10 protein-coding genes are annotated in these 13,299 nt (G+C 73.8%); 5 read left to right on the forward strand and 5 right to left on the reverse strand.

Features of this window, described 5'->3' with window-relative positions; genetic code table 11:
• Positions 1 to 99 precede the first annotated feature (99 nt).
• Complete coding sequence (locus tag VKV23_03420) at positions 100 to 753, reverse strand: response regulator transcription factor (GenBank protein ID HLI15087.1); 654 nt, start codon at positions 751 to 753, stop codon at positions 100 to 102.
• Positions 754 to 1,057: 304 nt separating this feature from the next.
• Here VKV23_03420 and VKV23_03425 point away from each other — a divergent pair, with 304 nt between their 5' ends.
• Positions 1,058 to 3,583, forward strand: a complete 2,526-nt coding sequence (locus VKV23_03425) for an IPT/TIG domain-containing protein (protein ID HLI15088.1) — start codon at positions 1,058 to 1,060, stop codon at positions 3,581 to 3,583.
• A 549-nt stretch (positions 3,584 to 4,132) separates the two neighbouring features.
• Here the strand turns inward: VKV23_03425 and VKV23_03430 are convergent.
• The 4 genes from VKV23_03430 to VKV23_03445 form a co-directional block, all read right to left on the reverse strand.
• Positions 4,133 to 5,341, reverse strand: a complete 1,209-nt coding sequence (locus VKV23_03430; GenBank protein ID HLI15089.1) for an ATP-binding protein — start codon at positions 5,339 to 5,341, stop codon at positions 4,133 to 4,135.
• Between the two features lie 240 nt (positions 5,342 to 5,581).
• On the reverse strand, positions 5,582 to 6,262 hold the full coding sequence (locus tag VKV23_03435) for a response regulator transcription factor (protein ID HLI15090.1): 681 nt from the start codon (positions 6,260 to 6,262) through the stop codon (positions 5,582 to 5,584).
• Between the two features lie 145 nt (positions 6,263 to 6,407).
• The gene (locus VKV23_03440) at positions 6,408 to 6,917 is read right to left on the reverse strand and encodes a hypothetical protein (protein ID HLI15091.1); all 510 of its coding nucleotides are present in this window, start codon (positions 6,915 to 6,917) and stop codon (positions 6,408 to 6,410) included.
• Positions 6,918 to 8,388: 1,471 nt separating this feature from the next.
• Positions 8,389 to 9,054: a response regulator transcription factor gene (locus VKV23_03445; protein ID HLI15092.1), complete on the reverse strand. Its 666-nt coding sequence runs from the start codon at positions 9,052 to 9,054 to the stop codon at positions 8,389 to 8,391.
• Between the two features lie 517 nt (positions 9,055 to 9,571).
• Between VKV23_03445 and VKV23_03450 the strand changes: the two genes are divergently transcribed.
• The 4 genes from VKV23_03450 to VKV23_03465 all read left to right on the forward strand — a co-directional run bounded on the left by VKV23_03450 (position 9,572) and on the right by VKV23_03465 (position 13,297).
• Entirely contained in the window at positions 9,572 to 10,000 is a 429-nt protein-coding gene (locus VKV23_03450; protein HLI15093.1) for a division/cell wall cluster transcriptional repressor MraZ, read from the forward strand.
• Between the two features lie 176 nt (positions 10,001 to 10,176).
• Complete coding sequence (rsmH, locus tag VKV23_03455; GenBank protein HLI15094.1) at positions 10,177 to 11,139, forward strand: 16S rRNA (cytosine(1402)-N(4))-methyltransferase RsmH; 963 nt, start codon at positions 10,177 to 10,179, stop codon at positions 11,137 to 11,139.
• Positions 11,140 to 11,541, forward strand: a complete 402-nt coding sequence (locus tag VKV23_03460; GenBank protein ID HLI15095.1) for a hypothetical protein — start codon at positions 11,140 to 11,142, stop codon at positions 11,539 to 11,541.
• Position 11,542: 1 nt separating this feature from the next.
• Complete coding sequence (locus VKV23_03465) at positions 11,543 to 13,297, forward strand: penicillin-binding protein 2 (protein ID HLI15096.1); 1,755 nt, start codon at positions 11,543 to 11,545, stop codon at positions 13,295 to 13,297.
• The last annotated feature ends 2 nt before the right edge of the window (positions 13,298 to 13,299 follow it).

A 13,299-nucleotide genomic window follows, 5' to 3' on the forward strand; every position in this document is an offset into this window, starting at 1 on the left:
GGTGCGTGCTCGTTCCGTTCGTCCCGATCGGTCCCTGCTCCGTGCCCCCGTCTGCTCGGATCCTCCGACCGCTGCGGCTCGCCACGGCAGGTGGCCCCGCTACTTCGGGCGCAGACCGGCGTCGAGCGCCACGGAGACCGCCGCGAGGTTGGAGTGCACGTTCAGCTTCAGCTGGATGTTCCGGGTGTGCGTCCGCACGGTGTTCACCGCGAGGTGGAGCCGGTCGGCGATCTCCTGGTGCCCGAGGCCCTCGACGAGGAGCTCGAGGATCTGCAGCTCGCGCTCGGTGAGCGACGCGAGCAGCGAGTGCGGACGGGTGGTCGTCGAGCGCGACCGGAGCTCGGCGAAGAGGCTGGCGATGAGCGGCGGCGAGATCCACATCTCGCCGCGTCCGGCCCAGCGCACCGCCGAGACGAGATCCTGCACCGGCGCGACCTTCAAGACGCACGCGGACGCGCCCATCCGCATCGCCGTCGCCATCGCCTCGGCGTCGTCGCGGCAGGTGAGCAGGACCACGGCGGGCGCGTGCTGGAGCGCCTTGAGGCGCGGGATGAGGTTCGTCGCGTCCGTGTCGTCGAGGTCAGCGTCGAGGACGACGACCTCTGGATGGCTCGTTGCGACGAGGTCCGGCACCTGGCTGAGCGACGACGCCGTGCCGACGACCCGGATGTCCGGCTCGTGGGCGAGGCAGGCGGTGAGCCCATCGCGCAGGACCGGATGGGTGTCGACGATCGCGACGGTCGTTTCGTGCACGACGGCAGTGTCGCGGCAGGCTCCTAGTCCGCCTACCGCTACGCGGGGGATCTTCCTACGTCGCACGGTGGAGGCACGGCCAGCGCGCCCGCGCCGGGCAGATGGAGATCGGCCGCTACTTGCAAGGAAGGAGCGTGGATCGGCGCGTCCCCGTCCGGAGTGGCGCGGCGGCTCGGAACCTCCGCGGGGATGCGTAGTCGCCTCACCCATCCGCCCGATGCGGCGCGAGCGCCTCGTCGCGACCATGCCCCCAGAGGTTCTTCGTGGGACGCAAGGCCGAAGGCCGCGGCTGAGGGAGGCTCGCGTGGGCGAAGGGCGTGCACCGGCGGGCGGCGAGGCGCGTGCGGGGGCGTCGAGTGCTGGGGAGAGGGGGCGGGATCGCGTCCGCCGGCGGCTCGTCCTCCTCGCCGGTGCCGCGCTCGCCGCGGGCCTCGCCGCTTCGGCGCCGGTGCTCGCGGTGAAGCCCGCCGAGGCGGCGAGCGCGCCGCTCGTGTCGGTGTCGACGAGCGAGCTCGACGCCGCGGCCCGGCCGATCGTGCTGCCGGCGACGCTCGCGCCGGGAGACGTCCTCCAGGTGACCTTCAATCAGGCGGTGTCGGTCGACCCCACGAGCTTCAGCCTCGAGCTGACCGACGGCGTCATGGTCGCGTCGCTCGACGCCGCGGACGCCACCGCCGTCGCCTCCGGGTCGACCCTGTCCGTCACCGCCGGGCCGGGCGCGCCCGCGGTCTCCCTCGGCGTGCTCGAGATCCTCGGCGCGACGGGCGTGACGGCCGCGTCCTCCGGTGCCCCGTGGAACCTCGTGCTCAGCGGCGAGGCGTCCCGCGTCGACAGCCCCAAGGCGCCGACGACCTGCACGCCCGTCTACACGCGCGTCTTCGGCGGTACGAACTGCTCGATCGGCTTCACCCACCCAGGTCCGACCGTCCCCGACGTCTACGACGTGATCGCCGTCCCGACGATCGACCTCCCCGGACCGCCCCTCGACACCGCTCCCGAGGTCATCACCAACTGCGGCGGCGGCTCGACCGACACCGTGTACGACACCGCGACCGGGACCGTGCTCGGCCAGGCCCCCTGCGGGACCTACGACGCGGGCGAGCCGTACCTCGGCAACACCACGTCCTCCTCGCTCGACTACATCCCCACACCGGCGCTGCGCTCCTTCGAGCCCGTCGGCGTCGTGGAGACGCTGCCCAACTCGCCCTACGTGAGCGCGACCGCGGTCCCGCCGCTGTGGAGCGGCGTGTCCGTGAGCGGCAACACGGCCACGTTCACCTACGACACGCCGGTCTCCTGCCAGAGCCCCGGCTCCCCGAACACCTACTCGCAGTTCACCTTCTCCGCGCCGTGGTGGTCGACTGACTCGGTCGTCTACGCGTCGGCGGTCACCTGCCCGGCGACGGAGTCGAGCCAGCTCACGGTCACGTTCCCCGAGACGATCCCGAGCGCCGTGCACTTCAAGTACACCGGCTACGGCTACGACGCCCAGGGTGTGGGCTACTTCGTGGTCGGCGGCTCCTCCAGCCCGCTCGCGGGCGAGCGTGAGGCGTCGCAGAGCGCGTACGCGGGTCCAGCCGCCGCGCCGGCGGACCCGAGCATCGCCACGTTCGGCGCGGGGAGCGTCGCCGCCAGCCCCGGCGGGGCGAGCGTCTCGCTCTCGTACGCGGTGAGCGACGCGACGCGCTGCGAGGTGACGGTGTCGCCCTCCGACGGGGTGCAGGTCTCGCTGCCGTACGCGACGCTCGCGAGCGACCCGGCGCCGGCGTCGCTCGTGCCATGCCCGGACGCGCTCGGCACGGGCACGGTGACCTTCCCTCCGAACACCTCCGGCGCGCCGCAGCGCTACGAGCTCGTCCTGCGGGCCGCGGGTCTGGCCGGCTCGACCGCAGCGGAGGCGCAGACGACGGTCGAGGTCCCGCCGGCGCCACCGGGTATCGCCAACCTGTCCGTCTCGCCGAGCTCGCTCGGTGCGGCAGGGGGCACGGCGACGGTGACCTACGCCACGTCGAACGCGACCTCCTGCGAGCTCGCCGCGACACCGTCGGTGGCCGGATCTGGCGCGCTGGCCTGTGGCGCAACGAGCGCGACCGTGAGCATCCCGGCGAACTCGTCGACCACCGCGCTCGCCTACCTGCTCACGCTGACGGCCACCGGGCCGGGAGGTTCCACCTCCGCGAGCGTCGAGCTCTCGGTCGCGCCCGCAACCCCGCCCCCGACGCCGCCGGCGGGCACCTCGGCGCCGCCCACCAGCGCGCCGCCGGCGACGCTGGTGTCACCGGCGCCGGTGCGCCGTCAGGTCCCCGAGGTTGCGTCGCTCGTGCCTCGCTCCGCGCCGCCCGGGCGCGCCGTCGTCATCGTGGGCGACCACTTCACCGAGCGCGTCGCCGTGCGCTTCGGGGCGCTGCTCGCCAGACAGGTGCGCGTCCTGTCGCCGACGCGCCTTCGCGCCGTGGTGCCGCGCGGCGCCGGGCGCGTGCGCGTCAGCGTGCACACCGCCTACGGGACGAGCCAGCCGGCGCCGGGCGCCGTGTTCACCTACCGCACGTCCCCGGGCCACACCAGGCACGGGCCACGCGTCACGACTGTCGTGCCTCGCTCCGCGCCGCCCGGGCGCGCCGTCGTCATCGTGGGCGACCACTTCACCGAGCGCGTCGCCGTGCGCTTCGGGGCGCTGCTCGCCAGACAGGTGCGCGTCCTGTCGCCGACGCGCCTTCGCGCGGTGGTGCCGCGCGGCGCCGGGCGCGTGCGCGTCAGCGTGCACACCGCCTACGGGACGAGCCAGCCGGCACCGGGCGCCGTGTTCACCTTCGCCCGTCGCCCGAGCTAGCCCGTGGCGCCGCTGAGGAAGATGCCGGTGCCACCGTGGCGCTCGGAGGACCGATCTGGTGGTGCCGGTCCCTCGTTCCTCGCCTTCACGGTGGTTGTCTCCGTCAGCGGACCGGCCGCCCTCGAGTGACGGTGGTCGTCGGCCGCCAGTGCAGTGCCCGCCGTGACGTCCTGGGGGCGCGCATCGTGCTGCCCGGTGCTCATGGCGGCACCGACGTCGGATCGGTCGACCCGCGAGGTCTGCGTCGACGTCGTCTCGAGGTGGCGCAGGCGCTCTTCCGAGGAGGAGCGCGCCGGTCCCCTGGGTCGCAGGCGCTCGGCGCGCCCGCAGCGTTTCGCCGGCGAGGTCGTCGCCGCTGTCGAGGCGACGCGTCGAGCCGCTCGATCGCCGTGGGCTGTCGTCTTGAGCGGGCGCTCGCACGAACGCGCTGCCCAGGCGACCGCCAGGGGCCTCGCGGAGGAGTTCGTCACACTCGATCCGGCGCTGCCTCGTGCAGCGGCAGCCAAGCCCCGGCACGGCTCGCTCCTGGACCTTGTCCTGCGGGCCTGGTCAGGTCGCGGCGCTCGCTATCACGGTATCGGGGAGCTCAACGGTGACCACGGCGCCGCCGGCAGCGGTGTTCGCAGCCTCCGCCCGACCGCCCTGTGCGGCGGCGATGGCCGACACGATGGCGAGCCCGAGGCCGGTGCCCCCGGTTGAACGGCCGCGGGCGACATCGGACCGGGCGAAGCGCTCGAAGGCCCGAGGCAGGAACGTCGGCGAGAAGCCGGGACCTTCGTCGGCGACGCTGACCACGAGTGTCGCGCCGCGCGCGCGGGCAGCAATGGTCACCGTCGATGACGCGGGCGCGTAGCGCAGGGCGTTCTCGAGGAGGTTGTCGAGTACTTGACGCAGGCGGCCAGGGTCGACAAGCGCCTCAAGTCCTGTGTCCGTGTCGATGCCGAGCCTCACCTGGAGCCGCGCGGCTTCGCTCTCCCACGCCGCCGCGCACCGTTCCAGCAGCGGATTGATCGCGACCTTCTCGGGCAGCAAGGTGAGTTGGCCACTGTCTCGCTGAGCCAGCACCAGCAGGTCCTCGGCGAGGCGGGCGACATGGTCTGCCTCACCGAGCGCACTCTGCACGGCGGCCGCGAGCTCGGCGCGCGAGCGTCCCGATCGAGCGGCGAGCTCAAGTTCCGCGCGCAGGACGGCAAGCGGCGTACGCAGCTCGTGACCGGCGTCCGCGACGAAGGTCCGTTCCCTCGTCAGCGTGTCCGAGAGTCGAGCGAGAGACTCGGAGAGGCGGGCGAGGAGATGATTCAGGGTCTTGCCGAGGCGCTCCAGCTCGTCGTGCGTCGGCGGCACCTCGATCCCTGCGTCGCGTGGGGGGTCGGCGGTTGCGAGCGCCTCGACCTCCCGGCGCATCGCCTCGACCGGTGCCAACGCGGCACGGGCGAGCAGGTAGGCAGCGAGGCCCGCAAGGGACACGCCGACTACGCCGGCGATGGCGAGTGCCCGGTCGACGTTGTGGAGCGTCTCGTCGATTGTCGCCAGCGAGGCGCCGATGACGACCAGCCACCCTCGGCGGCCTCCGACGGGGACGACGAGCAGCCGGAGCCGGCCACGTTCATGGGGCCGGGCGACGGTGAGGCGCAGCCGCCCGGTCGTGGCGTCCCGTGTCTCTGCGGGAGTGAGGAGCGCAGCAGCACCTGCCGCCTGATTCGCCTCGACGACCCGCCCACCGGGGGCGAGCACCTGAAGGAGGTACTCGCTCGGCACCGCTGAGCTGGGTGCCGCCGTCGTGCCCACCGGGACGCCACCGGCGTCCTGCAGGTTCTCCTGGCCTCCTGGTCCTGGCGTGGACTGGAGTGCCTGGGTGGCCTGAGCGGCCAGATTCGCATCGAGGGTCTCGACGAGACTCGAGGCGAGCAGGCTCGAGAAGAGGAAGCTCCCGAGCGCGAACACCGCCGAGGTCGCGACGAGGGCGACGAGGGTCAGGCGGAGGCGGACCGACACGGCTCAGCCGGTGTCGGGGAGGCGGAGGCGATAGCCGACGCCCCGCACCGTCTCGATGTCGTCCCTCCCGAACGGCCGGTCGAGTTTGCGGCGAAGGTAGCCAACGTAGAGATCGACGACGTTCGAGGTGCCGTCGTAGGCGAAGTCCCACACCGACTCGATGATCCTCGTCCGTGTGAGCGCCTCACCGGGGTGCGCCATGAGGAGCGACAGGAGCGCGAACTCCTTCGGTGTGAGGGCCACCTCGACACCGCCACGCCAGACCCGGTGCGCGGCCGGGTCCAGGCGGAGGTCGCCGACCTCCAGTACCGTCGGCCGCTCCGGCTGGCCCCGCCGTGTGAGCGCCCGCAGGCGGGCGGCCAGCTCGACGAAGCTGAAGGGCTTGGTCAGGTAGTCGTCGGCGCCGGCGTCTAGTCCTGTCACCCGGTCGCGGACCTCGGCTCTCGCTGTGAGCATCAGCACCGGTGACCAGACGCCGTTCGCCCGGAGCTTCCGGCAGAGCTCGAACCCGTCGAAGCCGGGCAGCAGGACGTCGAGAACGATGGCATCGAACGGGCTCTCCGTCGCGTACCAGAGCCCTTCTGGGCCGTCGCTCGCGAGGTCGACGACGTAGCCCTCTTCCAGCAGCCCGCGGCGCAGCAGGTGCGCCATCCGGGCATCGTCCTCGACGACCAGTACCCTCATCGCTCGTTGTTCTCCTCCGCTTCGAGGCTAGGCATCAGGAGATGTGGAAACGATGAGAGCGTTGCCTGCCTGGGTGGAAGCGACGGAGCCCTGCCTGAGTGCAGGGCTCCGTCGGTGCCTCCTGCCGGCGGCAGGCGGCGATCGCTCAGGCGCCGCCGCTCACGTCGGTCCCGCCGGCCTGGCTTCCCGCCTGTTCCTGGGCGCCCCCCGGAGCATCGATGCCAGCGGCGCCCGCCGACTCGGCCGTGCTCGTGTCCTGGCCGCCGCCGTCGACGCCATTCGGGTCCTGATGGCCGCCGGACGACTGGACGTCGCTGCCCGCGGGATCGGCGAAGCTGCCGGGGCCGTCGCTCTCGGTGCCGAACGCCGATGCGGGCGCGTCGGCGCCCTGCACGGTCCCGCCAACCCAGCTGGAGGTGCCGGTGGTCGTCGGACCAGAGGTCCCGTCCGCCCCCGGCGTCCCTGCGCTCGTGTCCGCGCTCGAGCCCGTTGACGCCGAGATCGTCGCTGGCGACGTCGGTCCCGGCTCGCTCTCGGCCGCTGCGACGCCTACGCTGAGGCCGCCAGCCGCGACCAGCGTGGCGGCGGCGAGACCGATCCGCACTGCCGTGCGCGTTCGCCCATCGGTTCCCTGTGTCATGTCCGTCTCCTTCATCGTCTTGCCTCCCGGCGAGGACAGGATGACGAACCGTCGATGTGAGGACGATGAGGCGAGGCTGTGTTCTCGGCGGTCAGCGTGCCGGCCGGCTTGAGCCGCGATCGGCTGGTTCGCGCTGCCTTCGAGGTTGACGTCCCATCGAGCAGCGTCGGCAGCGGCTGGGCCTCGCGGATCGGCCGAAGGGTGTGCCGAACCGGCCGCTTTGGGGCGTGGCACCTCGGGAGGTCGAGACGTGCCGCGACCACGCAGGCGACGAGGAAGACGATGGGCAGCCCGCACGGCACCGTGGCGAGCGGGTGGCCGAGACGCCCCCCGACGCTGTGACGGAAGCCGAGCAGGTCCGCGCAGGGTGGGGCCGGGTCGGGATGTGGGCGGTCCGGAGCGCGACGACAGCGCTCACCCCAGCAGTCCGTCGCCGAGGTCCAGCAGGGGACAGGGCGGCGGAGAGGATCCTGCATCGCGGCAGCCGAGGTGGAACGTCAGCGCCGTGACGCCCCTTACCTGCGTGCCGAGAGCGAAGGTGGCGAGCACGCGGCCCCCGGTACGAGACCCCCCGCCGCGACGTCGCGGTTGGAACCTGTCAAGCATGTTGCGACGCGGTCCCGCGACGCCTCCCGTGCGAGCTCCTCGCTGGGGTCGTTGATCCGTGCCACGGTGGGCCTCGGCGGCTCGGGCGGTAGGCCTTGGAATCTGTCGGGGTTGGTGCAGCAGGCGGCCTCGGGCGTGGCCGCGCGTGGGGCGCGGGCCGCCTCGGCCGTCCCGGAGTGGACGGGGGCCGGCGAGCGGTAGCGAATGCCCGAGTGCTGGTGGTCGTGGCTGTGGGAGGCGAGGAGCGCCTGGGAGAACGCCCGTGGGTCCCGTCACCGAGCTCGACGTCATCGAGCCGCGCCGATTCGCGCAGATGGCGTGCTGAGCGGGCGACACCTGGTGACGCGCCACCGCCTCGGCGATTGGGATCGCTGACCAGCTCGCCATCCTCGGACGGGTCGACGCATCAGGCCAGACGCAGCGGCTGAGGATCTCGAGCACCACCTCGAGATCGCTGTCGACGCGTCGCGCGGGCGCAGGGAGCCGGGTGATGGAGTCGTCCCGCCACGGGAGCTGGCCGATGCCGGGCTGAGCTCCGGGCTCGACGGACCGGCCAGGAAGCGCCGGGCGCGCCTCGCCAGCCTCCGCGGGCTTCCCGCTCGAGCCTCGCCCCCCGTCGGCTCGCGCCTCGCTGCACCTTCTCCCGGTGCTGTCGCCCCCGCTACGGCGGCCCGACGCGACCTGGGGTGCTCCGATCGACCGAGCCATGGCGACGAGGGTTCGCTTCGCGCATGTCCTGGTGGTGGCGAGCCCCTGCGCAGCGCTCGACCCGACGTCGAGCGCTGGCTCAGCGACTGACCACCGGGCGATGCACCGACGAACGAGCGCGCGACCGCGAGCGCGCCAGCCCCTCGCCTCGCCGGACGCCACCGACGAGCGCTCAGCCAGACCGCGCCACCTGAGGCGCTTCGGGCTGCGCCGGGATGACCTCGGTGCGGATCGCGTGCGCGACGAGCGCGAGACGCGAGTGCACGCCGAACTTGGCGAACAGGTGCTGCAGGTGGGTCCGCACCGTCGCGTCGCCGACGCCGAGCTTGGCCGCGATCTCGCCGGTTGCCGCCCCGCGCGCGAGCAGCTCGAGCACGGCGCGCTCGCGTGGAGTGAGGGCCGCGCTGCGCCGTGTCGGCGAGCCGCGGCGAGCGAGCGCGCGCGCGGCTCGCGACCAGGTGCGCGAGGAGGGTCCCTCCCGCGCGCGCACCGCCTCCCGGACCACGCGCTCGATCTCGTCGACGCCGTCGACCCGGAGGCAGATGCCGTTCGCGCCGGCCTCGAGCGCGCGCCACAGCGCGCTCGGCTCGAGTTCGCTGCTCAAGGCGACGAGCGGGAGGTCCGGGAGGCGCCGCCTCACGAGCGAGACGACTGCGGCCGCCTCGAGCGGAGCCGAGGGCAGGTCGAGCAGGCAGGCATCGACCTCGCTCGTCGCGGCGAGCTCGGCCGTCTCCTCGGGGGTCGTCGGGCACGCCAGGACCTCGTGGCCGCGGCTGGCGAACAGCGACGACAGCGCCTCGCTGAACAAGAGGTGCTCGTCGTAGATGATGAGGCGCAACCCGGTCTCCTCCGTTCGTACTCGCGACGCCAAGCGCCGGTCCCGCTCCGTGCCAGGTCGCCCGGCCCTGGCGGGGCCGCCCTCGCCGGACCGATTTGGGCGCTGACGTTCACCGTGCGGCGTCTCCCTGCCGCGCACGTGCGTTCCTACCCTCGCACTAGGCGGGATTATGCAGGCGCGCCGCGCCCCGCCAGCCACCGCCGTCGACACGAGCATCGTCGACCTCACGACCTGGCCGGATGCGCGTGGCGGGTGCTCGGGCGCGCTGGGTGGCGGCACCGGACGGGGTCTCACCCCTTCGCGCCCCTCGGGCATGGGCGCGTCGGCGCGCGCCGAGCGCGCGAGATGCCTCGGGCCGCCGCGGCAGCGGCGCTCGGACGCCGACGCGCGCCGAGTGGTGCCGGTGTTGACGGCCCCGGTGGTTGACGGTGGTGGGATTGGTACATACAGTGGTGCGTAGTGGCGCGAAAGGGAGGGGTCGCCCTGGCGCCGTGGCGGGGCGGAAAGGATCGCCGCGATGGCCGTGGCAGCGCGCTTCTTCGGCAGCTACGAGCACACGCTCGACGCCAAGGGGCGCGTGATCCTGCCGGCCAAGCTGCGTGCCCACTTCCTCCAGCCCGGCTACCTCACCCGCCACCTCGAAGGCTGCCTGGCCCTGTGGACCGTCGAGGAGTTCGAGCAGGAGGTGGAGGCACGGTTGGCCCAGGCCCAGGGGGACGCGCCGGCCCGCAACGAGGTCCGGGAGTGGGCCGCCGCGGTCTTCGAGGCGGAGATCGACCGGCAGGGCCGGATGGCGATCCCCGCGCCGCTGCGCGCGTACGCAGGGCTCAACCAGGAGGTCCTCATCGTCGGCATGATCAACCGCGTCGAGCTGTGGTCGCCGCTGGCGTGGCGTGCGAAGGAGCTGCCCAAGGCGGCCACCGTCGCGTCGGGCGGCGAGCGATGATGGCCGTGCTCGGCGCGCACGCCAGTTGGCGCCGGACGTCGGCACGTGACGAAGGCTCCCGGCTCATCAGCTGTTCCTCGGCCGCGGCCACCGGTCGTCGCCGAGCAACCCTCTCCGCCGATCAACCGCCGCGTCGTTCGACGCCGGCGACCGAACGCGCGGCCGAGGAACAGCCGATGAGCCGCCAGCCCGGCCACGTCCCGGTCATGGTCGAAGAGGTTCTCGAGCTGCTCGCGCCGGTTCCGCCAGGCCTCGTGCTCGACGCCACGGTGGGGTGGGGCGGCCATGCGGCGGCGATCCTCTCGGCGCGGCCAGACTGCCGCCTCGTCGGGCTCGATCGCGACCGGGAGGCCGTCGCAGCCGCTGCCGCCGCGCTCGCGCGCTTCGGCGGGCGGGCGCGCGTCCTGCACGCTCGCTTCGACGCCCTCGCGCAGGTCGTCGCCGGCGAGCGCACGTCCTCCGGCGAGCCGCTCGTCGCCGTGCTCTTCGACCTCGGCGTGAGCTCGCACCAGCTCGACACGGCCGAGCGCGGCTTCAGCTACCGGCGGGATGCGCCGCTCGACATGCGCATGGATACCTCGACGGCCACGACGGCCGCCGACCTCGTCAATACCGCAGACGAGCGGTGGCTCGCCGGGCTCTTCGCCGAGCACGGCGAGGGTCGTCTCGCCAGGCGGATCGCCCGCGCGATCGTGACGGCGCGCCCGTTCGAGACGACCGGCGAGCTCGCCGACGCGGTCGCCCGGGCGGTCCCCGCGAGCGGCCGCCGACGGGGGCACCCGGCCCGCCGTGTCTTCCAGGCACTGCGCTGCGCGGTCAACGAGGAGCTCGAGCTGCTGGCCCCGGCCCTCGACGTGGCGATCTCGCTCCTCGAGGCGCGCGGTCGACTCGTCGTCCTCTCCTACCACTCGGGCGAGGAGCGCATCGTGAAGGAGCGGCTGCGCATCGCCGAGACCGGCGGCTGCAGGTGCCCCACCGGGCTCCCCTGCGCCTGCGGCGCGCAGCCACTCGTGCGTGTCCTCACGCGCGGTGCGCGCCTGCCATCCGAAGCGGAGGTCCGAGCGAACCCGCGCGCGCAGAGCGCGCGCCTGCGCGCCGCCGAGCGGCTCGATGCGACCGCTCGCGTCCGCGAGGGCTAGATGGCCGCGGCCGGCCTCGCAGGAGCCCGACGGCCGGAGCGCCGGCGGGTCGAGTTCGCCGTCGTCGAGGCGCGACGGCAGGCGGTGCGCGGCGCCCGGCGGCGCGCCCGGGGGCTCGTCGCGCTCGCCGCGGCCGTCGTGCTCGGCGCGCTCCTCCTCGTCGCCGCGGTCCAGGCCGAGGTCGCCTCCCGCCAGGTGCGCATCGACGAGCTCAGCCAGCAGCTGGCCTCTGCCGTGAGCGAGAACGAGAACCTCCAGCTCGCCCGGGCCCAGCTCGCCTCGCCCCGGAGGATCCTCACGCTCGCCGAGCGCCAGCTCGGCATGGTGGGGCCGGGATCCGTCCAGTACCTCACGCCGGTCGATCCGGGTCCGACGGTCGCCGAGGCGCAGGCGGCTCGCTGAGATGGCCGACCAGCACCGCCACCCGGGTCGGCGCGCCGAGCTGCGGCGCGCTGCGCCGCCGGGCGGCCGGGCGAGGCCGCGTCGGCTGGCGGCGGTCGCGCTCGGGTTCTCGGGCGCGGCCGCCCTGCTCGTCGGGCGCCTGCTCATCGTGCAGGTGCTCGACGGCGCCCGGTACGCCGCCTACCAGCAGGGCGAGGTCGATCAGACCGTCGCGCTCCCTGCAGCGCGCGGCCCCATCTACGACCGCTCGGGGGACGTGCTCGCGCTGTCGGTGCCCCGCTACGACGTGGTGGCCGACGACTTCCTCATCAGCGCGCCGCGCGCCGAGGCGGCCGCGCTCGCCCCGGTGCTCGGGTCCTCTCCCCGGTCGCTCACGGCGGCGCTCTCGCAGCGCAACGGGTACGTGGTGCTCGCCCGTCAGGTGACGGCCGCGACGCGCGCCCGCATCGACGCCCTCGGCCTCGCCGGGATCTCCTTCGTCGACGACGCCCGACGCGTCTACAGCGGCGGCTCGCTCTTCCAGCCGCTCCTCGGGGGCGTCAACCTCGCGGGCGAGGGCGACGCCGCCCTCGAGTACCAGTTCGACAAGGTCCTCGCCGGCCGACCGGGCCGCGAGCTCGTGGCGGAGGCGCCCGGCGGCCTCGCCCTGCCCGGCGGGGTGCGCCGAGTGGTGCCGCCGCGCGGGGGGAGCGGGATCGTGCTCACCATCGACGAGCCGCTCCAGCTCGAGGTGACGCGGGACCTCGCGGCGCAGATGCGGGCGACCCATGCCGCGAGCGGCATCGCCGTCGTCGAGGATGCGCGCACCGGCGCGATCCTCGCCATGGTCGATCTCGTCGCGGGCAGGAGAGGGGCGATCGGCCCGGCGCCCACCAACCTCGCGCTCACCTCCGTCTACCAGCCGGGCTCGGTCATGAAGCTCGCCACGATGGCATGGGCGCTCAAGGACGGCCTCATCTCGCCGAACTCGACGTTTACCGTGCCCGACTCGATCGACGTCGGCGGCTACACCTTCCAGGACGCCGAGATCCATCCGACCGTGCAGATGACGGCGCGCCAGATCCTCGCCCAGTCCTCGAACGTCGGGACCATCGAGATCTCGAGGCTCCTCGGCCTGGACCGCCTCGCCCGGGCGCTCAGCGCGTTCGGCTTCGGCCGGCTCACCGGCCTCGGCTGGCCCGGGGAGTCGCCCGGGATCATCGGCACGCCGGCGACCTGGTACGGCTCGACCGCGGCGGCGGTGCCCATCGGCACGGGCGTCGCGGTCACGCCGATGCAGGTTCTCGACGCGTTCGACGCGGTCGCGGACGGCGGCGTCCTGCGCCCGCCGCACCTCGTCGCGGCGACCGTCACCCCGCAGGGGGTCGTGCACCGTGTGCCGGTCCCGAGGGGCACCCGGATCCTCTCCCGCTCGACGGCCGAGCAGGTCGTGTCGATGCTCGAGGGCGTCGTCCGCCAGGACGGGACCGCCGTGCTCGCGAGCATCCCGGGGTACACCGTGGCAGGCAAGACCGGGACCGCGCAGGTCCCGAGCCCGGGCGGCGGCTACGTCCCGGGCGACTGGAACGCCACCTTCGTCGGCTTCGTCCCTGCCCAGGCCCCGGCGCTCGCCGGGATCGTCGTGCTCAACCACCCGACCCCGATCTACGGTGGCCTCGTGTCCGCGCCGGTCTTCTCGCGCGTCATGCGCTACGCGCTGCGCCGGTTCGACATCGCACCGCCGGCGGCTCGACCGGCCGGCGCCGCCCGCCGGTGAGC

This window comes from Acidimicrobiales bacterium, from assembly GCA_035294085.1.
Lineage (GTDB): Bacteria > Actinomycetota > Acidimicrobiia > Acidimicrobiales > Bog-793 > DATGLP01.